A 22,234-nucleotide genomic window follows, 5' to 3' on the forward strand; every position below is an offset into this window, starting at 1 on the left:
TCAGGCGGCGTTGCGGCGCAATTCGTGCTCGATCCAGGCATAGGATTTTTCGAGGCCCGAACGCAGCGTCGCGCTGGGCTTCCAGCCGAGCTTTTCCTGAATCAGATGATTGTCGGAATTGCGACCGCGAACACCTTCCGGCCCCGGAATATGGTTCTTGTACAGCGTCTTACCCGCAATGTCCGACACGATGTCGACCAGCTGGTTGATTGTCACCATCTCGTCGGAGCCGATGTTCACCGGACCCTCGAAATTGGAGCGGGTCAGGCGCAACGTACCCTCGATGCATTCGTCGATGAACAGGAACGAGCGGGTCTGCTTGCCGTCGCCCCAGATTTCGATCTCGCCATTGTTCGGTGCAGATGCAACCTTGCGGCACACTGCGGCGGGTGCCTTCTCCTTGCCGCCCTGCCACGTACCCTGTGGGCCGAAGATGTTATGATAACGCGCGACTCGGTTGGCCATGCCGTGGTTGCGGTTATAGGCGAGGAACAGGCGCTCGCTGAACAGCTTTTCCCAGCCATATTCGCTGTCGGGCGCGGCGGGATAGGCCGAGCTTTCGACGCAATTGGGGTTGTCCGGATCTTCCTGATTATAGGCCGGGTACATGCACGCCGACGACGAGTAAAACACGGTGCGGATGTTCCGCTTGTGCGCACGATCGGCGACGTTGAGGTTGATCGTCGCCGAATTGTGCATGATGTCAGCATCATGCTCGCCAGTGAAGATGTAGCCGGCACCGCCCATATCGGCGGCGAGCTGATAGACCTCGTCAAAGCGGCGGTCGATCACGCGATCGCACACCGATTGGTCGCGCAAGTCGCCGATCACGAAATCGTCGGCTTGGGTCTCATCGAATTCGGGGAATTTCAGGTCCACGCCGCGCACCCAGAAGCCTTCTTGCTTCAGCCGCTTGACCAGGTGCCCGCCGATGAAACCACCGGCACCGCACACGAGAGCAGTCTTGGTCACGTATCGTGTTCCTTATCTGGGATTGAACCCAGCACTGATGAACAGGGCTGGGAGACCTCGCCCGTGCATTCGCACAGAGAGTCAAAGTCAATTGCGCGCGCCGCGCGAACAAAAATGGCGGCCCAAGGACCGCCATTTCGTAAAATTCAAAGCTTCAGAGCTTACGGGCTCTGCGGCTCGTCCTCTTCATCGACAGCCACCAGGATGCCGAGGATGATCGCGATGATCGCAATCGCAGGAATGATAAATCCGCCAGTACCTTCGTTCGACTCACCGGCCGTGGTCGAACCACGTACCGACTTCGAAGCCGAAACCGACAGCTTCGACGCTGCAGGTGCGGCCAGCACCGGAGTCGCCGCGAGCGAACAGGCCGCAACGGCCATCATCATCTTTGCCAACCGCATCTTAAAACTCCCTCTTTTCAATTCCCGGGGTTCAGCACGCTCGCCATATGGCACAGGCCACTAACGCTCGCAACCGAGAAACCCCAACTTGCCGAAACTCTGAACGACCGTTGCCTGAACAACACAGCAACGTTTCGGTTCCGTGACTCGCAAGCCTCTTTTCCGACACGTTGCGGCGAACAAACACCGACAAGTTCAGTCGTTTTATACTGCACCGCACCCATGTCGCCAAGGGGTTAAAACTTCGTGGAAGTGCCTTTTGTCTGCAAAATCCAGCGATCTGACGCTTCAAACCCCATCGCGGTGAGCCGACCGGACGCATAGGCCCCGGTATCGAGTCCGATTCGGCACACGCGCTCCTCGACCTCGGTGGAAATCGTGTGACCGTGAACGACCACTTTTTCCAGGGGCTGGTCGTGACCCAGAAATTCTTCACGAATCCAGCGCAGCGCCGCGATATTCTGGCGATCGAGCGGCAGATCGGGCTTTATCCCGGCATGGACAAAGGCATAGTCCCCGATGACGATAACGTCCTCGAATCGAGAGATGAAGTCGATATGCGCCCCGGGAACGCGGGCCTGAAGCAAATCGAGCAATGCCGGATAATCGCTGTCCAGATACTCATCCTCGGTGATTCCATAGCTCAGTGTCGTCGGCTTGCCGCCGATCTTGATAAAAAACGGCAACGCGCCTTTCTCACCCGCCAGCGCCTTGAGAAACACCTCCTCATGATTGCCCAGGAGAAAGCGGATCGACGGGGATTCGCGGGAAAGATCCAGTAACCGCTGAACCACTTGTGCCGAATCGGGACCACGATCGACCAGGTCGCCCAGGAAGATCAGCGTCGTTTCCATCGGTGCGCGCGTGGCGTCATCTGCTTCGATTCGCACGAGAAGATCGTCGAGTAAGTCCAGCCGACCATGAATATCGCCGACCGCATAGACGCGCTGACCCGGCGGCACCGCACCGACCGGAGTCGTGACGGGCGCGGGTTCGGGCGCAAAAGCAGAAAGGAGCCGACGGAGCATGGCTAGATTTTCGATTCATTCGGGCAATGGACGCGCCCGACTTCCCCATGCAACCGTGATCGGCCATAGGCAAGTCCATGATCCGGCGGCGAATTGCGATCCTGTGGCTGACGCTCCTGAGCATGGCCCTCGGTACGGCCGCAGTTGCGCGTGCGCAGGGCGGCGATGCGGCCTTGTTTGAGGCGATTCGCGCGGCGGACATGGTGCTGGCGACCACCGGCTTTGAACTGAGCACGGCCAATGCCCCACTCTGCGACCGGCTGGAGCCCGGGTTGGGCATCCAGTTGCACACGCTGGCCCAATATGACGTGAAAGTTCGCGAGTCGGTGCGTGGGCATTTCCGATTCGCAGGGTCGGTCGCGGTCGAGGGCGTCGTCCCCGGCAGTCCGGCCGCCGCAGCGGGGGTCCGTCAGGACGACACTGTGGTCAGCATCGGCGGGCTGGTCCCGGCCGAGCCGCCGTCCGGCGCCGAACCGACCGCACAGTTGGCCAGCTATGTCGCGGCGATCGCCCTGCTGCCATCCGATCAGCCGGTGAAGCTTGTCCTGTCCCGCGCAGGTGCACGCATCGAGCTGACCGTGCGCCCCGTGCCGGCATGCCGCAGCCGCTATGAATTGCGGATCGCCAATATGTTCGACACGCGAGCCAATGGCGAAATGGTGCAGATCACCTCCAAATATATCGATGAATATGGTGTGGAGAGGGTGCGGGGCGTGGTGGCGCACGAACTGGCACATAATATCCTGCGGCATCGAGAGCGGCTGGCGGCGGCCGGCCTGAGTTTCGGGATCGCGTCGGGGTTCGGGCGCAATGTCGGCTATTTTAGGCAAGCGGAGATTCAGGCCGATATCCTGTCCGCGCATTTGCTCGTCCGCGCCGGCTATGACGCGAATGCTGCTGCGCAATTCTGGCGCGATGCGGGGCCGGCATTGCTGGGCCTGAAGATCCGCAGCCGTTCGCACCCGGCCTTCAAGGACCGCGCGGCGACGATCGAGGCCGAAGCGGTGCGGATTGCAGCCAGTGGCGGCGTTGCGACACCGCCCGCCTTCCTTGCCGACCGCGACAAGCCGCTCGACGGCAAGTGGCAGCCGCTGCTGGTGCGCGCGCGCTAAACTATACGGCGAGACGCAGGGCACCGGGGGCATCGCCGCGTGCAGGCTGGTCGGGCCAGATGCCGCGCGTGTCATAGATGATCTTGTCGGTGCGTTCGGCCAGCGGGACCGAGCGGAACACGTCGTGATCGACCAGCACGATCATGATCGGGCACGTCTCCAGCGCGGTGTCGATATCGGTCAGCACCGCGCCGGTGTCGGCCAGCGTCGGCGGGAGCGACGCGGCATAGGGCTCGACGATGCGAATGCGAGACCCGTGGCGAGCGGCCAGCGCCTCAGCGACATGCAGCGCCGGGCTTTCGCGGAAATCGTCGATATTCGCCTTGAACGCGAGGCCGAGGCACGCGACCGGGGCGCCCGGCAATTCGGCAATCAGCTGTTCGGCGCGCTCGACCGAATAAGCAATCTTGCCGTCATTCACTTCGCGCGCCGTGCGGATCAGCGGGGTGTTGGCACGGTCGGCGGCGACCAGAAACCATGGATCGACGGCGATGCAATGCCCGCCGACGCCGGGGCCGGGCGACAGGATGTTCACGCGCGGATGGCGATTGGCGAGGCGGATGACCTCCCACACGTCGATGCCCATGCCGTCCGCCACGATCGACAGCTCATTGGCAAAGGCGATGTTGACGTCGCGGAATGCGTTTTCGGTGAGCTTGGTCATCTCCGCCGCCTTGGCCGTCGTCGTGACGCACGCCCCGCGAACGAAGCGGCGATAGAATTGCAGCGCCTTACGCGCGCACCGTGGCGTGACGCCGCCGACCACGCGGTCATTCTCGATCAGCTCGATCAGGATGCGGCCAGGCAGCACGCGCTCGGGGCAATAAGCGATGGCAACGTCCGCGGTGCCGATGCAATGGCCGGGGATTTTCAGGTCCGGGCGAAGCTGGTTCAGCAACGCCGCGACCTTCTCGGTGGTGCCGACCGGTGAGGTCGATTCGAGGATGACGGTGTCGCCCGCCTTCAGCACCGTCGCCACCGTCGTCGCGGCCTGAAGCACATAGCCGATGTTCGGCGCGTGATCCTCGGCAAAGGGGGTGGGGACGGCGATCAGGAACACGTCCGATGGCTCGATCTGGGTCGAGGCGCGCAACGTGCCCCGCGCGATCACGCCGGAGACGAGGCCGTCGAGGTCGACTTCCTCGATATGAACCTTGCCCGCATTGACCGTGTCGACGACGCTTTGGTGGACATCGATGCCCAGCACCATCGCGCCGGTGCGGGCGATCACCGCCGCCGTTGGTAGTCCGATATAGCCCAGACCCAGTACGGCGACCGTGAGTTCAGAACCCGAATCCATGTGCGACGACCCTTGCAATCCGTGCCGAGGCATGGCCGTCGCCAAACGGATTGTGGGCGCGGGCCATTGCCGAATAGGCAGCCTTGTCGTCCAACAGGGTTGATATTTCGGAAACGATACGCGCCGCGTCGGTGCCGACAAGCTTTGCGGTGCCCGCGACGACGCCTTCGGGGCGTTCGGTGGTCTCACGCATGACCAGCACTGGTTTGCCGAGGGCAGGCGCTTCTTCCTGCACACCGCCCGAATCGCTCAGCACGATTTCGCACAGGTCGAGCGCGCGGATGAAATTGGGATAATCGAGCGGTTCGATCCGCGCGACATTGGGCCGGTCGCCCAGCACTGCGTCCATAACGGACACGACATTAGGGTTGGGGTGCATTGGAAACAGGATGGCCGTATCCGTCCGGTCGGCGATTTGGCGAATCGCGGTGGCGATCGATTCCATGCCCCCACCGAAATTCTCGCGCCGGTGGGTGGTGACGAGGATCAGGCGCTTGCCCGCAAACCGTTCGGCGATGGGATCGAGGCCAGCGGCAAGCGCGGGTTCGGCGGCAATGCGCGCCTGTGTCGCCAGCAGCGCGTCGATCACCGTGTTGCCGGTGACATGGATCGTGGCGGGATCGATATTCTCACGGCGCAAAGCATCAGCGGCGGTTTCGGTCGGCGCGAAATGCTGGTCGGCGATGGGCGCGACGATGCGGCGGTTCACCTCCTCGGGCCAGGGTTGCCAGATGTCGCCCGAGCGCAGCCCCGCCTCGACATGGCCGACCGGAATTTTGCGGTAATAGGCCGCCAACGCGCCGACCATCGCGGTGGCCGTATCGCCCTGCACCAGCACGCGATCCGGCTTCTCCGCATCCATTACTTCGCCCAGCCCGGTCAGCAGACGCGCGGTCAGGCGGTCGAGCGACTGACCCGGCTCCATCAGGTCGAGGTCGATATCGGGGGTCAGGCCCGCGATCGACAACACCTGATCCAGCAGTCCGCGATGCTGCGCCGTCACGCAGGTCCGAACCGTGAGCCCCTGCGTTTCGGCCAGCGCGCGGATGACCGGGAAGAGCTTGATCGCCTCGGGCCGGGTGCCGAAAATCACCAGGATTTTTGCGTTCGTCATGCGTAAAACTCCCGATACCAATCGACGAACGCCTGCACGCCCTCCCGCACATCGGTGGTGGGAACGAATCCGATCAGGTTCCGCAGCAACTCCGGCGACGCCTCGGTCGCGGGGACGTCGCCCGGCTGCATCGGCATGAAGTTCTTGCGCGCCTCGCGGCCCATCGCGCCCTCAAGTGCCGCGACATAATCCATCAGCGGCACCGGCTTGCCGCCGCCGATATTGACGGTGCGGAAGGGCGCGACGGGGGACAGGCTGTCGCCCGAGACCGGCTTGCTCCCCGGCACGACATCGATCAGCGCGATCAGCGCGGTGACGAGATCGCCGGCATAGGTGAAATCGCGCACCATCTGGCCATTGTTGTAGATGTCGATCGGCTCGTCGTTCAGCATCGCCTTGGCGAACTTGAACAGCGCCATATCGGGCCGCCCCCATGGGCCATAGACGGTGAAAAAGCGGAAGAACGTCGCCGGTATCCCGAACAAATGGCTGTAGCTGTGCGCGATCAGCTCGGTCGAGGCTTTGGTCGCGGCATACAGGCTCATCGGTGTCTGCGTTCGCTGCGTCTCCGCAAACGGCATGTCGGTATTCGCGCCATAGACCGAGCTGGTCGAGGCGGCGAGGAAGTGGCGCACCGGGTGATGCCGCGCCAGCTCCAGCAGGTTGAAACTGCCGGTGATGTTCGCCGCCATATAGTCGGCGGGATGCTCGATCGAATAACGCACGCCGGCCTGAGCGGCGAGATGGATGACGGTGTCGGGCGCAAAATCCCGCCACGCCGCGCCTAGCGTGTCGGCATCCTCGATCGATAGACGCGCGAGGTTGAAGCCGGGATGTTCGGTCAGGATCGCGTTGCGGCGCTCTTTCAGCGACACGTCGTAATAGGGCGCGAAATTGTCGATGCCCAATACCGTTGCGCCCGCCTCCAGCAGCCGTAGCGCGGTGTGGAACCCGATAAACCCGGCCGAGCCGGTGACGAGGATGCGGCGGTTGGCGAAGTCGTTCATCGGCATGGCCCTATACCGGTTGCCGTTACGCCGCCGTTAAGTCCAGCGCTTTGCCCGCGCCGCGCGTTCGGCTAAGCGCGGGGAATGACCATCAAGCCCCTGCGCAAGGCCGTATTCCCCGTTGGCGGACTCGGCACCCGTTTCCTCCCAGCGACCAAGGCGCTGCCCAAGGAAATGCTGCCGGTCGTTGATCGCCCGCTGATCCAGTACGCGGTGGACGAGGCGATCGAGGCTGGGATCGAGCAGATGATCTTCGTCACCGGACGGGGCAAGAGCGCGATCGAGGATCATTTCGACATCGCCTATGAGCTGGAAACGACGATGTCCGCGCGCGGCAAGTCGCTTGAGGTGCTGGATGCGACGCGACTGAAGCCCGGCGCGGTTGCCTATGTGCGGCAGCAGGAGCCGATGGGCCTTGGCCATGCCGTGTGGTGCGCCCGCGACATCGTCGGCGACGAGCCGTTCGCGGTGCTGCTGGCCGATGATTTCATGGTCGGCGACCTCGGCCAGCCCGGCTGCCTGAAACAGATGGTCGAGGCGTATAACCGGGTCGGCGGCAATTTGATCTGCGCGCAGGAAGTGGCCGACGAGCAGACCGACAAATACGGCATCATCACCCCCGGCACGCGCGACGGCACGCTGACGCAGGTGCTGGGTCTGGTCGAAAAGCCCCAGGCCGGGACCGCACCGTCCAATCTGGCGGTGATCGGGCGCTATATCCTGCAACCCGAAGTGATGCGCGTGCTGGAAGGTCAGGAAAAGGGCGCAGGCGGTGAGATCCAGCTGACCGACGCAATGGCGCGGATGATCGAAGGACAGGCGTTCCACGGCGTGACGTTTCAGGGCACGCGCTATGATTGCGGCGACAAGGCGGGCTACGCGCAGGCGAACCTCGCGCTGGCGCTGAGCCGCGAGGATATCGGGCCAGCGGTGCGGGCGTTTGCGAAGGGGTTGTTGGGATAAATCTGCCAAAATCGGTTGACTTGTTGGAAAATGTTGCTGATATGTTCTCACCGCTATTCGGAATGAGGCAGCGGTATGGATATTTCGACACAGGGGCAGCGATACGCATTTTCGCAGTGGATACGGACAGGACTTTGGCCCGGTGACCCGGATGCGAATGATGTTGAGGTCAAGTTCAATCCCTATCACGACCCACGCAACGGACAGTTCACTTTTGCGCCGGGCGGCCCGCGCTCGCTAAGTCGAGTGACTATTTCACATAGACGGCGCGGGACGCAGCGCGCGGCTGGTTCGGCTATCCAATCCGTAAGATCTGAAACGCAGCCAGCGCTGGTCACGCCGTCCAACCATGTGCAAAGCGCACCGCTTTTCGATGCTGTTTACAGGACGGATGAACCTGCACAATTGGAACAGGTTTCACGCGGGTGGCGGCCGAATCGCGGTAGCAACAGTCTTGCATTCCAGGATCCAATGACGCTGGAGCAGGTGTTTCCCGGGCTACGGAATTCCCCCGGCGGCGCGGTGGTTGCGGTGGCGGACAATATCTTTGATTTGTCAGGCCCGTCGCGTGCGGCCAATGCTGCAATCGTGCAGAACTGGTCGAATGTGCTGATCGAGCAGATCAGGGCGACCGAGCCGGGATACCGGTATGATTCTTTTGGTTTTCCGCAAACTTTCCAAGGGCAGATGAATCAGTTGAATCATCTGCGTTGGACACGCGCCGCCGCACTCGTACGAGCAAAGGCAGAGTTACGGCCCCTTCAGGTTGAGACGCTACGGTTCATTCAGGAGCGCGCTGATCGTGCTTATAGCGAGGGTGTGTCGCTATTGCGGGCGGGCAAGTTGCCAATACGGCTCTCACCGCAAGAAGCGTTGGGAAACTATATCGACCAGAGAGTGCGGCATGATCTGCGTAAGCTATATAAGCTGCATGGGGTCGAAGCTGCGGGAAGGGGCTTAGTTCGCGTAAACCGCCGCGAGAACGATAGTTCGGGCAGCGAGTTGACCTACCGACTGCCAGACGCGCGGGTAGGCAGCATCGCGTTTGATGTGACTTTGACGCCGAAGAACCTGAAGACGCCACAAGTTCAAGGTTTCTTTGGTACGGATTTCAGACCAACGCATGTGATTATTATTCGCCCTCGGCAGGTCGGGGCCGACCACACATATGTTATCACTCGACCGGAGAGAAAGTGATGAGCGACTCTAACGTCAATTCATATCATAATCCTGAGCCATATATCCCAGAATCGTTGAGCGAGATCCATGACTTCCTCGCAGGCTTAATCGGTGGGGCACCGACATTCGTGGATGATACGGGCTTCTATCCAAACCAAAGTATCGACACGGAGTTTGCCGTGCTCCTTGCCGCTTTCGACAAGGTTCGCGAGAAACTGGACGAGGACCGTTATGCGCGTCTGGTCGACCTTGCTGCGCGGGCGAAGGCGCTATTCGAAGCCGATCCTGACGAGAGCAACGGTAAGACGCTGGAGGGCTGCAAGCTTATTTGGGAAATAGAGGAAATTGTTCAGGACGCGCGCAAGCGCCGGGTCGAGGAGAAGCTGAAAGACGATGAGGGTCGGACTAGCGGTGACTGACGCGCTCAAGTTTCAGAACCCGCATATCCCGGCGTGAACTGCCGCCCCGTCACCCACGCCACAAACCGCGGGATCGGTGCATTCCGCTCCATCCACTCGCTATACTCGCGGTACGCCGGGTCTGCGCCCAGATGGCGTTCCTCGGTCTTGGCGCGCCAGTAATAGACGGCGCTGACCACGCCGAGCAATGCGGTGGCGCGGATGGCGTCGACCAAACTGCCGGTGGTGACGATCAGCGGGCAGGTTGACAGCCACCAGAACAAATTCTTCGACACATAGGCCGGGTGGCGCGTCCAGCTGTACGGGCCATGCGTAATGATGCCGCGATGGGTGAGGTTCGAGAAGCGGAAGCCGAACGCCATCGTCGCCCAGGCATAGATCGCCGTCAGCGCGACCAGCACCGCGCCCATGATCCACAGCAACACGTCATAGCCCGCCAGCCACTGCGTCCAGTCCGAGGTGCCGGGGTGATAATCGAGCGGCCCGCCAGTCCCCATCATGATGAACGGCGGATAGCAGATCAGCGCCGCCGCCCATGCCGCCGCATAGGGATTGGCGGTGCGGATATGGCTGTCGAGCGGGCGAAACGTCAGGACATAGCCGACCGTGGCGAACGCCACGTCGATCATGAACATGCCGGTGATGAGCCAATTGGCCAGCGCCACCGGATTATGCAGGATGCCATCGCTGCTCGCGCGGATGAACGCGCCGAAACCCGGCGGGACGATGGCGAGCATGAAGGCGAGGAAGAACGCCTTCACCGCCCAGCTGCGCAAATGGTTGTGGATCGCCTCGCGGTCCAGTTCTTCCTTTGCGCCGAGCAGCCATGCGCCCAGATTCCACGCGCCGTCCTTGGGCTTTTCCAGCCGCCGGTCGATCCACATGACATAGGGGATGGAGAGCAGGAACACTGCCGGTGCCGCCATCTGGAAACACCACATGGCGAAGGCGAAATTGCCTTCCCAGTAAAAGCGACACACCGAATAGATGAACGCGATCCCGCCCCAGGTCAGCCACAGCCCGGCGATCTTGGTGATCGAGATATCGAGCGTTTCCCTGAGCGGGCGGGGATTCTCCCATTTCACGCCGGTGGTCGGGTTGCGGTGGACCTTGTCCACGAACACCGCCCACAGCACCATCGGAATACCGCACGCGAGCAGATTGACCAGCGCGCCGAACGGGCCGTCCAGGCCATAGTGGCGGGCAACGCCGAGCCAGATGACCATGCCGACCAGACCGGCAAGGCCCACGCCGCCACTGACCGCCGATTTGGGACGCGGATCGGCCTGAATTTGCCGGGCGAGCGCGGTGTCGTGATACATGACGCCCGCATAGCGGTAAAATGGTAAGCAAGCCGTGAAGGCTGTTTGGGCACGCGCCGCGATTGCCAACTAGCCATCGACACTCCTGAAAGCCTGCGCTATCCGCGCGGCAACAAAGGGGCCGGAGAGGGTGCCTGGATCGGCTGAAAGTCCCGCGATGACGGGATCGCCGAACCAACAGAGGAAGAAATACATGCGCATCGACATGATTCCTGTCGGCGACGATCCGCCGCACAGCCTGAACGTCATCATCGAAGTCCCGACCGGTGGCGAGCCGGTGAAATACGAGTTCGACAAGGCGTCAGGCGCGTTGTTCGTCGACCGCATCCTGCACACGCCGATGCGCTATCCGGCCAATTACGGCTTTGTCCCTCACACGCTGTCGCCCGATGGCGATCCGCTGGATGCACTGGTGATCTCGCGCTCGCCCTTCATTCCCGGTTGCGTAGTGCGTGCGCGGCCGATCGGCGTGCTGAAGCTGGAAGACGAGGCTGGCGGCGACGAGAAGCTGATCTGCGTGCCGGTCGACACGACCTTCCCATATTATACCGATGTCGGTGAGCGTGGCGATCTGCCGTCGATCGTGCTGTTGCAGATCGAGCATTTCTTCAAACACTATAAGGATCTGGAATCCGAAAAGTGGGTGCGGATCGGCGAATGGGGCGATGCCGAGGAAGCCAAGCGCATCGTGCTTGAGGCTATCGACGCGGCGAAGAAGGCGAAGGCCGCCTGAACGGGGCGCTCGCCTGGCGGGTTTGTGCCCTCGCCGGGCTGGCGACGCTTGCCGTGTCGGTGATGTTCGGTCGCGTGCCGAACCTCACCCCGTGCGGCCCGTCGGGCGGCGCAGGTGCGATTATCGCGCTGGAGCTGGTTCGCAGCGTCTCCGACGTCACCGCGCTGTTCGGCAACGAGCCGTGTACCGGCGGCCTGATCGTGGCGCAGCGTCAGGCGCTGTGGCTGGACATGCTGGGGTTCATCCCCGCCTATACGCTGTTCCTGCTGGGCGCGGTGGTGGCGCTGCGGCGCGCGAGCTTGGGGCTGGCGCTGGTCGCGTTCAACCTCATCATGATCGCGGGCGCGCTGGATTTCATAGAGGGGCTGATCCTGTTCAAGCTGCTCGGCAATCTGCCGGGGGATGAGCGGACCTTTACCGGCCTGTTCTGGACCGTGCGGCCCAAGTTCGCGCTGCTGGCACTGGGCGAGGTGATGATCGCGCTGATGCTGTGGCGCGGCGCGCTGGCGGCGAAGATCGCGGCGGGCGTGATGGCGGCGGGCGGCGTGGTGGCGCTGGTCTATCTGTTCCGCGCGCCCCACGATCCGGCGATGATGAAGGGCCACACCGTCGCCTGGGGGGCGCTACTGGTCGTGGCGGCAATCGGCGCGCTGCGGCCGGGTGTGCTCGGGCTGGCTACTTCGCCCGCTTCTTCTTCACCGGCGCCCTGAGTCCTGCCGCAAGTCCAAGCGTCGCCCATTGGCGCATCGCATCGGTATCGTCGTAAACGTCGTCCGGCGCGCGGCGATAGTTCATCGACACGGTCTCGCCCTCCTTTGTGATGAAGGTGAAAGGCGGGCAGCCCGCTTCGTCCCACACCGGCGCGCTGACCGTATCCATCTTGAAATAGATCGCCTCGTCATCGACGACGGCGAATAAGGTGCCATCGCAATAGAGCACCGCCGCACCCATCATCGCGCGGTGGGTGATCGCACCCATCGGCTCCAGCGCTTCCTTCGCCCACTCGATCAGGGCGGAATCAGCTGCCATTTTCGCTTCCTGCGGCCAGCCCCGTCAAGGCGTCGTCCTGCATCCGCCAGCGCTCCCACCCGTCGACATGCGCTGCGCCTATGCTGCGGTAAAAGCCTTTGCCCAGCTCGTTCCAGTCGAGCACGTTCCACTCCAGCCGCGCGCCGCCGCGCTCGATGACCAGCGCGGCGAGGCGGGAAAGCAGCGCGCGACCCAAGCCGGAACCCCGCGCATGCGGTTCGACGAACAGATCCTCCAGCCAGATGCCGGGCTTGCCCTCAAAGGTCGAGAAGGTCTGGAAGAACAGCGCGAACCCGGCCGGCGCGCCGTCGATCTCGCCGATCAGCACTTCGGCGGCAGGGCGTTCGCCGAACAGATGGTGGTGCAACGTGGCATCGTCGAAGCGGACTTCATGTGCGAGCTTTTCATACTCGGCCAGCTTGCGGATGAAGGCCGCGACCAGATCGAAATCGTCGGAAGTGGCAATGCGGATTGAGATCATAACTGCGCCTCGGTATCGGCCACGGGGGCGTGGTCGCGCCGTCGTGCGGCGATGATGCAGCCGCCGACGATCAGCGCCGCCCCCGCGACGGTGAAGAAGGATACGCTCTCGCCGAACACGACCCAACCCCACAGGGTCGCCCACAGAAATCCGGTATATTCGGTGGGCGCGAGATAGTTGGCCTCGGCGCGTCCATAGGCCCAGGACAGCAGGAACAGCGACGCGGTGGCGAGCATGGCGGCGAGGATCAGCGCCGGGGCATGCTCGATCGCCGGGACCACCAGCAGAAACGGCGCAGCGAGCAGGAATACGATCGTGACCAGCAGGGTCTGAAAGAATGCCACCTCCGTCGCGCCGGCCACCAGCGACTGTTGCCGCATCAAAATGATGTTCCACGCATAGCAGACGGCGGAAACGAGGATCGCGATGGCACCCCAGAACGCTTCCCGCCCCAGCTGCGCCTGTGACTGACCGTAGAGGATGACGAGGATGCCGCCGAACGCCATGACGGTGGCGATGATGGCGACGCGGGTAATCCGCTCCTTCAGGATGATCGCCGCCAGGAACAGCGCAATGATCGGCGCGATGAACGACAGCGCGATCGCCTGAGCCATCGGTACGCGGCCCAGGCCCCAGAAGAACAGATAGGCCATCACCGCCGACACCAGCGCGCGCACGATGTGCAACCGCAAGACATGCCGTGCGGGCCATTTGGGTTTCGACAAGGCATAGGGCACCGCGCTGACCGCGACCCCAGCCATCATCCGCCATGTCAGCGCATTGTATGCGCCAAGCGTCAGCACCAACCCCTTCATCACCGCATCCATCGACGAGAAGATCGCGATGCCGAGCGACGCGACCGCGAACGCGATCAGGGGGGAGGCGGTGCGCGACATGACATGCCGGTTAGAAGCCGTGCGCGTGGTTCGCAATGGCCGTGTCTATGCGGGTGCTCGCAGCCGTCGCGCCATCGCGTCATAAGCGGTGTAGAGCGCTGCGCCGACCAGCGACGCCAACAGCCCGACGACGACGGAATCGACGATCATCAATACCCAGATCACCGGGCGCGACTGGCCGATCGCCCATTTGTGAAGCAAGCCATGAACGAACTGAGGCGGCGCGAAGGCGAAGATCATCAGGAGCGCGAGCAGAACCACCCAGGGCCAGCTGCGTTTGAGCATGACCGACAATGGAATGCTGCGGTCGCCAAACAGGCCGGACAGCATGTAAAACACCAGCGGCAACGTCAGCAGCGACAGGATCAGATCGGCGATGTCGAGCCAGTTGTCCTGCACATGCCCTCGCAGCGGCCAAGTGGAAAGCGACACCAGCGCGATGATCGCGGCGGCGCCGAACAGGCGACCCCAGGCGATCTCGCCCGGCCACCACCAGCGGCCACCATGCTCACGCGTCCACCAGAAACGTGCGCAGGCGAGGAATGCGAGGACAAGGCCAACGAGCTTCACATAGCCGAAGCCCCAGCGCAGCGGCGTGTTGGCGAACGCCTGAGCGCCGGCACGGCTATCGAACATGCCATTCTGGATTTCCGCCACATGCTGTGCGAACTCCGGCACGATAACGAGCGCTGCGGCGGGGAGGCCGATGGCGAACAGCATGAAACCGCGACGATACGTATCGCTGAGGCAGCCAAGGATCATCTGGGCGGTATTCTGAACGGTCATTGCGGCTCCCCCGACGGTCTGGAACGACGGTGCCGGATAGGCTTATACCAGCGACATGGATCGTCCAGCCCCGTCGATCGGAAACCGCATCGCGCCGCCGCGCTTCCTGCTGTTCTGCGTCGTTCTGATCGTGGCGGGGGTTCCCGCCGTTGCGACGTTCGGCTGGGCGGCGGGCGGGATGGCGGCGTTCGATCTGGCCGCGATGGCGTTTCTGCTGGCGTGCCTGCCGCTGCTTGGCGATGTCGGCGCACCGGTGATGCGCGACGCTGCGACACGCAACGACGCCAATCGCGCGATGCTGCTGGCGATCAGCTCGGTCACGACGCTAGCCGTGCTGGCCGCCGTCGCCAGCGAACTCGGCGGAGCGGGTGCACCGGGAGCGTGGATGGTCGCCGCGATCGTCGCCACGCTGATGCTGACGTGGCTGTTCGGCAACACCGTCTATGCGCTGCACTACGCGCATTTGTTCTACAGCAAGGGCGAGGACGGCAAGGATGCCGGCGGGCTCGATTTTCCTGGCACCGACGAACCGAATTACTGGGATTTCGTCTATTTCGCCTTCACGCTGGGCATGACGTTTCAGACCAGCGACACGTCGATCCGATCGACGCGGCTGCGCAAGGTGGTGACTGCGCATTCGCTGGTGGCGTTCGTGTTCAACCTGGGTGTGATCGCGTTCACGATCAACGTGTTGGGTGGGTAGGGGCGGATAGTCAGCGGATCATGCGGATGTCGAGGCCGACGTCCGCTTCCGCCATCCGGCGATCGGCGGTGAGGATCGGCCGGTCACTGAAATGTCCCTGAGCAAGACAGGCACGATCGCCAAGCGACAGACCGAGATGCGAGGTAAGCGGGCGAAGTCGGGCTGCCTCGAGCGCATGCTCCTCCCGAAACGCACGAATTCGAATTCCATAGTCGAGCAGAATCTGGTGGGTTTCATCCCGGTCCGCGCCATTTTCCGCGATTTTAGACATGACCTCGCAGTGATTGACGGCTGAGAGTTCCGAACCTCGGACAACTTCAGCGACCATGGCTGTGCCGGGTTCATCGAGGAGCAGAGCCAATATTGCCGAGGTATCAAGGACGAAGATCATTCGTGCTCTGCGTCGGCACGCTTCTCGGCGATATACTCATCGACGGTGAAAGGGCGCTTCAGCATGGCGCGAAATCGCTCCTGCCCTTCGCGGATAATCTGCGAATGTGTCCGGATTGTCAGTGTGCCGGTAGGGGACCGGTCGACCAGAACGAAATCTCCGTCCTGAATACCCAAATCCCGGCGGAACTCTGCTGGAATGACGATCTTGCCACCGGCAATCACTTTGGCATGATAGGTCATTTTAGGACTCCAGTACCTGAGACTTAACACAGGCCCTATTCGGCAGCCAGTACCTTCTCAGCATCCGCCGCCTCGATCTCCGCCGCCTTGGCCTCGACCAGCTTGACGATGTGTTCCAGCATGTCTGCGCTTTCGACCGTGTGATCGGTCACGCCGGACAGATAAACCATATGCTTGCCGTTGCCGCCGCCGGTCAGGCCGATATCGGTCTCGCGCGCTTCGCCCGGACCGTTGACGACGCAGCCCAGCACGCTGAGCGACATCGGCGTGCGGATGTGCTGGAGGCGTTCCTCCAGCGCCTGGACGGTGCGGATCACGTCGAAGCCCTGACGCGCGCAGCTGGGGCAGGAGACGACGCGGACGCCACGGTTGCGGATGCCCAGCGCCTTGAGAATCTCGAAGCCGACGCGGACTTCCTCTTCCGGCTCGGCGGAGAGCGAGACGCGGATCGTGTCGCCAATGCCGTACCACAGCAGCGAACCGATCCCGATCGCGCTCTTCACCGCGCCGCCGACAAACCCGCCCGCCTCGGTGATGCCCAGATGCAGTGGGCAATCGACCACTTCGGCGAGCTGCTGATAGGCAGCGACGGCGAGGAACAGGTCGGACGCCTTTACTGCGACCTTGAAGTCGTGGAAATCGCGGTCCTGCAACAGCTTGATATGGTCGAGCGCGGATTCGACCAAAGCTTCCGGGCACGGCTCGCCATATTTTTCGAGCAGGTCTTTCTCAAGCGAACCGGCATTCACGCCGATGCGGATCGCGCAGCCATTGGCCTTCGCCGCGTTCACGACTTCGTTCACCCGCTCGGCGCTGCCGATATTGCCGGGGTTGATGCGCAGGCACGCGGCGCCCGCGTCTGCCGCTTCGAGTGCGCGCTTATAGTGAAAGTGGATGTCGGCGACGATCGGCACGCGCGCGGCGCGGACGATCTGGCCCAGTGCCGCCGTGGATTCGACGTCGGGGCAGGACACGCGAATGATGTCCACACCCGCATCCTCACAGCGGCGAATCTGGTCGATCGTCGCGCGCGGATCGCTGGTCGGGGTGTTTGTCATCGTTTGAACGGTGACCGGCGCATCGCCGCCGACGGGAACGTTGCCGACCATGATCTGGCGGCTGGTGCGGCGCGTGATATCGCGCCAGGGGCGGAGTGACATCTGGATTCCTCGGGGTTTGGCCGCGCTATACGCGAACCGGCACGTCAGCGGAAGGCGACGGTTGCGATGAAAGCAGCGTCAGAATTGCCGCCGAAATGGCGGATTTCGGACCGATCCTTGCATTTCGCTAACCAATTGGTGATTGCCCGACCTTTATAGCGCGTCCCGTGACACCGATGGACGAACATCTGCGCAACGGGCGCCATTACGGGCTGGACTGGCTGCGGATCGCGGCGTTCGCGCTGTTGATCCTCTATCATATCGGCATGGTGTTCGCGCCGTGGGACTGGGTCATCAAGACCAACCACAGCTATCCTGAGCTGATTGCGCCAATGTCCGCGCTGACGCCGTGGCGGCTGGCATTGCTGTTCGCGGTGTCGGGCTTTGCTTCACGCCACTTGTTTGAAAAATCGGGAAATCCCGGCACATTCCTGAAATCCCGCAACCTGCGCCTGCTGGTGCCGCTGGCGTTCGGCATGGCCGTGCTGGTGCCGGTCGAGATGTGGATTCGGGTGGTCGAGGCGGGTTATCCGAACGGCTATCTGCATTTCTGGGCGCGCGATTACTGGCGCTGGGGCGAGTTTTGGGGCCGCGAGTTTCCCAGCTGGGAGCATCTGTGGTTCGTCGTCTATCTATGGGCCTATACGGCGATTCTGGCAGCGGCGCTGTTCGCATTCCGGGTGCGGCTCGAGGGTGGCGCGGCGTATCTGGTGCGGTGGCTGGCAATCGGCTGGCGCATCTTGTGGCTGCCGATGGCGGGGCTGGTCGTCGCCAAGCTGGCGCTGATGTTCGTCGTGCCCGAAGATCATGGCCTGTTCAGCGACTGGATGGGACATGCGCAATATTTTCCGATGTTCCTGTTCGGCTTCGTGCTCGCCGGATCGCCGGCGTTGTGGCCTGCATTGCAGCGCGTGTGGAAACCGGCACTGGGCATCGCGCTGCTGACCGGTGGAATCGTCGTCGCGGTCGAAACGCTGTTTCCGGGAGAGGCGGTGCCGTCGCGCTGGATCATGGCAGGCGAGCGCGCGGCGCAAGTGGCGATGGGCTGGACGATGACGGTCGTGCTGTTCGTGCTGGCCGATCGGTTCCGGAACCGCGACCATCGCTGGCGCAAAACCTGTGCCGAGGCGGTATTCCCCTTTTACCTGATCCATCAGCCCGCGATCGTGCTGATTACGTGGTTCTCATTGCCGCTGAAATTGAACGCATGGGTCGAGTTCGCCGTGCTGCTGACCGGGACGGCGCTGGTGTGCAGCGCATTCTATCTGATCGGGCGCGAGATCGGGTGGCTACGGCCGCTGATCGGCCTGGGCCCGCGTGCCGCCATCAAGACTCAAGGTGTTTCGCCTCAACCAGCCTGACAAGGCCGTCCACACCCGCTAAAGCCCCCGCGTGGAACGGCATTATGGCATGGACTGGTTGCGGATCGGGGCTTTCGGGCTGCTGATCCTCTATCATATCGGCATGGTCTTCGTGCCATGGGGTTATCATGTAAAAACCGCCGCACCCGCCGACTGGGTGACGGTGCCAATGCTGTTCACCAGTCCTTGGCGGCTGACCTTGCTGTTTCTCGTCTCCGGCTATGCCAGCCGTGCGCTGTGGATGAAGTCGAAGGGCGCGGGCGCGTTCGCCGGGAACCGCACCTGGCGGCTGATCGTGCCGCTGGCGTTCGGCATCGCGGTGATCGTGCCGCCGCAAAGCTGGGTCGAGCTGGTAACCAAGCTTGGATATCGGTTCGATTATCTGACCTTCTGGTTTCATCATTACTGGTATTTCGGAAAGCTGGGGCATTTGATCCTGCCGACCTGGAACCATCTGTGGTTCGTCGCTTATTTGTGGTTGTACACGCTGGCGCTGATCGTGATCGCGCTGCTGCCCGGTGGCGCCACCGCGCAGCGGGTGTTCGACCGGGTGTTCGCGGGTACGCGCGTGCTGTGGCTGCCCACCGCCTGGCTGCTCCTGACACAGGTGGTGTTCTTTCAGCGGTGGAGCGACAGCCACGATGTCATCAACGATGGCGTCGCCCACCTCGCTTATTTCCCCGCATTCCTGTTCGGTTTCGCGCTGGCGGGAGCGGGCAGCGTGATGGCGTGGATCGCGCGCTTATGGAAACCGGCGCTGGCGATCGGGCTGGCGGGATACGCGACGACCGCCGCGATCGACATCGCCTATACCGACGATCCGCCCTGGGTGGTCGCACGGATCATGCTGGCGGCGCGCTATATTCAGTGCTGGATGACGATCGCGGCGCTGATCGGGATTGCGGAGGTGTTCCTCAATCGCGACCATCGGCTGCGACCGATGCTGACCGAGGCGGTGTTTCCCTTCTATCTGATCCATCAGACCATCATCGTGGTGGCGATGTACTGGCTGTTGAAACTGAGTCTGCCCGCGCCGGTCGAGTTTGTCGTGCTGGTGCCGGTGACCGCGCTCGGGTGCTGGTTGTTTTACCGTTATGGCCGAGAGGTGAAGCTGTTGCGGCCGTTGATCGGCCTGCGCATGGAGCGGCGCGACCGGCCCGCGCCGACGCCTGTTCCGGAGGCCGTATGAACCGCCTGATGATCCTGATTGGAGCCTTGCTGATGTCCGCCCCTGCCGTCGCCGAAACCAAACCGCAATGGACGCTCGTCATTCACGGCGGGGCCGGGCTGCTGGAGCGCGCAAAGATGACCCCCGAGCGCGAGGCGGCAGCGCGCGCCGGGCTGGACGCGGCGTTGTCGGCAGGTGGCAAGGTGCTGGCCGATGGCGGCAGCGCGCTCGACGCAGTCGAGGCGGCGGTGCGCGTGCTGGAGGATGATCCGCATTTCAACGCCGGGCGCGGGGCGGTGTTCACTTATGAGGGTACGAACGAACTCGACGCCGCGATCATGGAGGGCACTGAGCGCAGGGCGGGCGCGGTTGCGGGGGTCACGCGCACGAAGAACCCGATCAGCCTCGCGCGGAAAGTGATGGAGGACAGCCCGCATGTGATGCTGGCGGGCAAGGGCGCGGATGTGTTCAGCGTGGAAAAGGGACTGCCACAGGTCGATCCTTCCTATTTCGGAACGGACGAGCGTCGCCAGCAGCTGGAGAAGATGAAGGCGCAAAAGACCAGCTGGTTCGACGTCGACATGAAATACGGCACGGTCGGCGCGGTGGCGATGGATGCAAAGGGCCATGTCGCCGCCGCGACGTCGACCGGCGGCGTCACCGGCAAACGCTGGGGCCGCATCGGCGATTCGCCGCTGATCGGCGCGGGGACTTATGCCGACGACCGGGCGTGTGCAGTGTCTGCGACCGGGGCCGGGGAGTTCTTCATCCGTGAGGGCGTTGCGCACGAGATTTGCGCGCGTGTCCGCTTCAAGGGCGAGAGCCTGAAGGCCGCGGCGGACGCGGTGATGGCGGATACCAAGTCGCTGGGTGGCACCGGCGGCGTGATCGTTACCGGGCCAAGTGGCGAGATGGCGTGGAGCTTCAACACGCCGGGCATGTATCGCGGGCGGGTGAGCGCGGGCGCGGCGAAGGTCGTGGCGATCTATGGCGACGAAGACTAGGAAGGCGGCATGATTCGCACCCTACTCGCCGCCGTCGCGCTGTTGGCATCGCTCGTCTCCACCCCGGCGCTGGCCTATTGGGAATATGGGCATGAGACGATCGCCAGCATCGCCTACAAGAACGTAAAGCCCGAAACGCGGCGGGCGATCGACCGGTTGCTGGCGCGGCAGGCGTTGCTGGAGACGCCGACATGTCCCGCGAAAACGATCGAGCAGGCGAGTGTGTGGGCCGATTGTATCAAGCCGCTGGGACCGCGCTTCAGCTATGCCTATAATTGGCACTATCAGAATGTGAACATCTGCAAGCCGTTCACGCTGAAGGGCAATTGCCCGGACGGGAATTGCGTCTCGGCCCAGATCGAACGTGACGTGAAGCTGTTGCAGGACAAGGGCGTGCCGGCGCGCGAGAAGGTGATGGCGCTCGCGTTTCTGGTGCATTTCGTGGGCGATCTGCACCAGCCGCTGCATGCCGGGGACAAGGGCGATCTGGGCGGCAACCGGGCGCGGTCGGATTACGGGATTTACGGGCCGGAGCGCCTGAACCTTCATTCGATCTGGGACGGCTGGTTGGCCGAGCGCGCGATCTCGACCCCGCCGCCGGTGATTGTCGCTTACTCCGCCGAAGAGAAGCTGCTTACCGGAGCGGGGACGGTCGAGGACTGGAGCCGCGAGAATTGGCAGGTGGCCCATAAAGCCTATGCGGCGGCATATGGCGGCGATCCTTGTCGTGCCGATTTGCCCGAGCGCGGCAAGCTCGACGACGCTGCAATCGAAGAGCTTGTGCCTGTGTTGCGTCTGCAGGTGCAGCGCGGCGGCCTGCGCCTCGCCCGGCTGCTCGACGAAGCGTTCGGACCGCCACCGCCGGAGCAGCCAAAGCGCTGATCCTCACTTCTTTTCCGGTCCCCAGCGCCAGCCGAAGCCGCCATCGGTCCGGGTCCACACGAAATAGAGATACACCGTCGTGATCGGCACGATCGTTCCGACTTTGAGGAACGTGGTCGGTGCCAGCCACGCGGCAAGGCCGACAATGCCAAGATAGACGAGCGCACTCAGCCAGCCCTGCCACGTCACCGGCGTCGCGCCATAACCATAGAGTTTGCGCGCGAACCAGTAGCCGGGGCGCACCTTCATCGCGTCGCGATGGGCCTGAAGCGTCATCACAGCATCACCAGCAGGCCGACGCCGAGCAACAATGCCGACGCGGCGGCGAGCCAGCGCAGATGTGAGCGGCGGGCGAACAGGGCAATCATCATGTGTCGTCTCCTTGCCTGGGCGGTCGGCCGCGTTTTGCGCGCACCGGGTCCGCGAGTTTGATGCCGCGCTTCGCCAGCGCTTCGCGCAGCAGGCATTCGACCTGCGCGTTGACGCTGCGCAGATCGGTCGCCGCGCACCGCTCGATCGCCGCATGCAGCGCGGGATCGAGGCGGAGCGGGAACGCTTTCTTGGGTGGGGTCGCCATG

The 22,234-nt window shown here is 63.0% G+C and carries 27 protein-coding genes; 11 read left to right on the forward strand and 16 right to left on the reverse strand.

Annotation, left to right across the window (positions count from 1 at the left end; all coding sequences use genetic code 11):
• The 3 genes from U1702_RS00420 to U1702_RS00430 all read right to left on the reverse strand — a co-directional run bounded on the left by U1702_RS00420 (position 1) and on the right by U1702_RS00430 (position 2,404).
• Positions 1 to 972: an NAD-dependent epimerase/dehydratase family protein gene (locus U1702_RS00420; protein WP_332721267.1), complete on the reverse strand. Its 972-nt coding sequence runs from the start codon at positions 970 to 972 to the stop codon at positions 1 to 3.
• Between the two features lie 161 nt (positions 973 to 1,133).
• Entirely contained in the window at positions 1,134 to 1,376 is a 243-nt protein-coding gene (locus U1702_RS00425; RefSeq protein ID WP_332721268.1) for a hypothetical protein, read from the reverse strand.
• Between the two features lie 236 nt (positions 1,377 to 1,612).
• Positions 1,613 to 2,404 (reverse strand): metallophosphoesterase family protein, encoded by a 792-nt coding sequence (locus tag U1702_RS00430; protein WP_332721269.1) that lies wholly within the window; start codon positions 2,402 to 2,404, stop codon positions 1,613 to 1,615.
• Between the two features lie 122 nt (positions 2,405 to 2,526).
• On the opposite strand from U1702_RS00430, the gene U1702_RS00435 reads away from it, so the two are divergent.
• Positions 2,527 to 3,516 (forward strand): M48 family metalloprotease, encoded by a 990-nt coding sequence (locus tag U1702_RS00435; RefSeq protein ID WP_332721270.1) that lies wholly within the window; start codon positions 2,527 to 2,529, stop codon positions 3,514 to 3,516.
• Position 3,517: 1 nt separating this feature from the next.
• On the opposite strand, the gene wecC is transcribed toward U1702_RS00435, so the two are convergent.
• The 3 genes from wecC to U1702_RS00450 are packed head-to-tail and all read right to left on the reverse strand — an operon-like array spanning position 3,518 to position 6,937.
• Positions 3,518 to 4,816 (reverse strand): UDP-N-acetyl-D-mannosamine dehydrogenase, encoded by a 1,299-nt coding sequence (gene wecC / locus U1702_RS00440; protein ID WP_332721271.1) that lies wholly within the window; start codon positions 4,814 to 4,816, stop codon positions 3,518 to 3,520.
• Complete coding sequence (gene wecB, locus U1702_RS00445; RefSeq protein WP_332721272.1) at positions 4,800 to 5,930, reverse strand: non-hydrolyzing UDP-N-acetylglucosamine 2-epimerase; 1,131 nt, start codon at positions 5,928 to 5,930, stop codon at positions 4,800 to 4,802. Before wecB ends, wecC begins: the two co-directional genes overlap by 17 nt.
• The gene (locus U1702_RS00450) at positions 5,927 to 6,937 is read right to left on the reverse strand and encodes an NAD-dependent epimerase/dehydratase family protein (RefSeq protein ID WP_332721273.1); all 1,011 of its coding nucleotides are present in this window, start codon (positions 6,935 to 6,937) and stop codon (positions 5,927 to 5,929) included. Before U1702_RS00450 ends, wecB begins: the two co-directional genes overlap by 4 nt.
• A gap of 84 nt (positions 6,938 to 7,021) precedes the next feature.
• Between U1702_RS00450 and galU the strand changes: the two genes are divergently transcribed.
• From galU to U1702_RS00465, 3 genes are all read left to right on the forward strand, one after another.
• Complete coding sequence (galU, locus tag U1702_RS00455) at positions 7,022 to 7,900, forward strand: UTP--glucose-1-phosphate uridylyltransferase GalU (RefSeq protein ID WP_332721274.1); 879 nt, start codon at positions 7,022 to 7,024, stop codon at positions 7,898 to 7,900.
• Positions 7,901 to 7,975: 75 nt separating this feature from the next.
• Entirely contained in the window at positions 7,976 to 9,097 is a 1,122-nt protein-coding gene (locus U1702_RS00460; protein WP_332721275.1) for a hypothetical protein, read from the forward strand.
• Positions 9,097 to 9,498 (forward strand): hypothetical protein, encoded by a 402-nt coding sequence (locus U1702_RS00465; protein WP_332721276.1) that lies wholly within the window; start codon positions 9,097 to 9,099, stop codon positions 9,496 to 9,498. Before U1702_RS00460 ends, U1702_RS00465 begins: the two co-directional genes overlap by 1 nt.
• A gap of 5 nt (positions 9,499 to 9,503) precedes the next feature.
• Here the strand turns inward: U1702_RS00465 and U1702_RS00470 are convergent, their stop codons facing one another.
• The gene (locus U1702_RS00470; protein WP_332721277.1) at positions 9,504 to 10,820 is read right to left on the reverse strand and encodes a methyltransferase family protein; all 1,317 of its coding nucleotides are present in this window, start codon (positions 10,818 to 10,820) and stop codon (positions 9,504 to 9,506) included.
• A gap of 193 nt (positions 10,821 to 11,013) precedes the next feature.
• Between U1702_RS00470 and ppa the strand changes: the two genes are divergently transcribed.
• Complete coding sequence (gene ppa / locus U1702_RS00475; RefSeq protein ID WP_332721278.1) at positions 11,014 to 11,553, forward strand: inorganic diphosphatase; 540 nt, start codon at positions 11,014 to 11,016, stop codon at positions 11,551 to 11,553.
• A gap of 59 nt (positions 11,554 to 11,612) precedes the next feature.
• The gene (locus U1702_RS00480) at positions 11,613 to 12,263 is read left to right on the forward strand and encodes a hypothetical protein (protein WP_332721279.1); all 651 of its coding nucleotides are present in this window, start codon (positions 11,613 to 11,615) and stop codon (positions 12,261 to 12,263) included.
• Here U1702_RS00480 and U1702_RS00485 read toward each other — a convergent pair.
• From U1702_RS00485 to U1702_RS00500, 4 genes are read right to left on the reverse strand one after another with little or no spacing between them, the layout of a single operon-like run.
• Positions 12,229 to 12,582 (reverse strand): TfoX/Sxy family protein, encoded by a 354-nt coding sequence (locus U1702_RS00485; protein ID WP_332721280.1) that lies wholly within the window; start codon positions 12,580 to 12,582, stop codon positions 12,229 to 12,231. The genes U1702_RS00480 and U1702_RS00485 overlap by 35 nt on opposite strands.
• Complete coding sequence (locus U1702_RS00490) at positions 12,572 to 13,063, reverse strand: GNAT family N-acetyltransferase (protein ID WP_332721281.1); 492 nt, start codon at positions 13,061 to 13,063, stop codon at positions 12,572 to 12,574. The genes U1702_RS00485 and U1702_RS00490 overlap by 11 nt, the downstream gene beginning before the upstream one ends.
• Positions 13,060 to 13,959, reverse strand: a complete 900-nt coding sequence (locus U1702_RS00495; protein WP_332721282.1) for a DMT family transporter — start codon at positions 13,957 to 13,959, stop codon at positions 13,060 to 13,062. The genes U1702_RS00490 and U1702_RS00495 overlap by 4 nt, the downstream gene beginning before the upstream one ends.
• A 45-nt stretch (positions 13,960 to 14,004) precedes the next feature.
• The gene (locus U1702_RS00500; protein WP_332721283.1) at positions 14,005 to 14,745 is read right to left on the reverse strand and encodes a hypothetical protein; all 741 of its coding nucleotides are present in this window, start codon (positions 14,743 to 14,745) and stop codon (positions 14,005 to 14,007) included.
• A gap of 55 nt (positions 14,746 to 14,800) precedes the next feature.
• Here U1702_RS00500 and U1702_RS00505 point away from each other — a divergent pair, with 55 nt between their 5' ends.
• Positions 14,801 to 15,448, forward strand: coding sequence for a DUF1345 domain-containing protein (locus tag U1702_RS00505; RefSeq protein WP_332721284.1), 648 nt, complete (start codon positions 14,801 to 14,803; stop codon positions 15,446 to 15,448).
• 10 nt (positions 15,449 to 15,458) lie between these two features.
• Here the strand turns inward: U1702_RS00505 and U1702_RS00510 are convergent, their stop codons facing one another.
• The 3 genes from U1702_RS00510 to ispG are packed head-to-tail and all read right to left on the reverse strand — an operon-like array spanning position 15,459 to position 17,241.
• Positions 15,459 to 15,839, reverse strand: a complete 381-nt coding sequence (locus tag U1702_RS00510; RefSeq protein WP_332721285.1) for a type II toxin-antitoxin system VapC family toxin — start codon at positions 15,837 to 15,839, stop codon at positions 15,459 to 15,461.
• Positions 15,836 to 16,081, reverse strand: coding sequence for an MraZ N-terminal domain-containing protein (locus tag U1702_RS00515; RefSeq protein ID WP_332721286.1), 246 nt, complete (start codon positions 16,079 to 16,081; stop codon positions 15,836 to 15,838). Before U1702_RS00515 ends, U1702_RS00510 begins: the two co-directional genes overlap by 4 nt.
• 35 nt (positions 16,082 to 16,116) lie before the next feature.
• Entirely contained in the window at positions 16,117 to 17,241 is a 1,125-nt protein-coding gene (gene ispG / locus U1702_RS00520; RefSeq protein ID WP_332721287.1) for a flavodoxin-dependent (E)-4-hydroxy-3-methylbut-2-enyl-diphosphate synthase, read from the reverse strand.
• A 176-nt stretch (positions 17,242 to 17,417) separates the two neighbouring features.
• Between ispG and U1702_RS00525 the strand changes: the two genes are divergently transcribed.
• Genes U1702_RS00525 through U1702_RS00540 form a run of 4 tightly spaced genes read left to right on the forward strand, consistent with a single transcriptional unit; the run spans position 17,418 to position 21,656 of the window.
• On the forward strand, positions 17,418 to 18,602 hold the full coding sequence (locus U1702_RS00525) for an acyltransferase family protein (protein WP_332721288.1): 1,185 nt from the start codon (positions 17,418 to 17,420) through the stop codon (positions 18,600 to 18,602).
• Between the two features lie 31 nt (positions 18,603 to 18,633).
• Complete coding sequence (locus U1702_RS00530; RefSeq protein ID WP_332721289.1) at positions 18,634 to 19,791, forward strand: acyltransferase family protein; 1,158 nt, start codon at positions 18,634 to 18,636, stop codon at positions 19,789 to 19,791.
• An 8-nt stretch (positions 19,792 to 19,799) separates the two neighbouring features.
• A complete protein-coding gene (locus U1702_RS00535; RefSeq protein WP_332721290.1) occupies positions 19,800 to 20,774 on the forward strand; it encodes an isoaspartyl peptidase/L-asparaginase family protein in 975 nt (324 codons plus the stop codon).
• A 9-nt stretch (positions 20,775 to 20,783) separates the two neighbouring features.
• Positions 20,784 to 21,656: a S1/P1 nuclease gene (locus U1702_RS00540; RefSeq protein WP_332721291.1), complete on the forward strand. Its 873-nt coding sequence runs from the start codon at positions 20,784 to 20,786 to the stop codon at positions 21,654 to 21,656.
• Between the two features lie 3 nt (positions 21,657 to 21,659).
• On the opposite strand, the gene U1702_RS00545 is transcribed toward U1702_RS00540, so the two are convergent.
• A complete protein-coding gene (locus tag U1702_RS00545; RefSeq protein WP_332721292.1) occupies positions 21,660 to 21,932 on the reverse strand; it encodes a hypothetical protein in 273 nt (90 codons plus the stop codon).
• A 91-nt stretch (positions 21,933 to 22,023) separates the two neighbouring features.
• Complete coding sequence (locus U1702_RS00550; RefSeq protein ID WP_332721293.1) at positions 22,024 to 22,233, reverse strand: type II toxin-antitoxin system antitoxin; 210 nt, start codon at positions 22,231 to 22,233, stop codon at positions 22,024 to 22,026.
• Position 22,234: the final 1 nt, after the last annotated feature.

The sequence above is a fragment of the Sphingomonas sp. LT1P40 genome, from assembly GCF_036663835.1.
Classification (GTDB): domain Bacteria; phylum Pseudomonadota; class Alphaproteobacteria; order Sphingomonadales; family Sphingomonadaceae; genus Sphingomonas.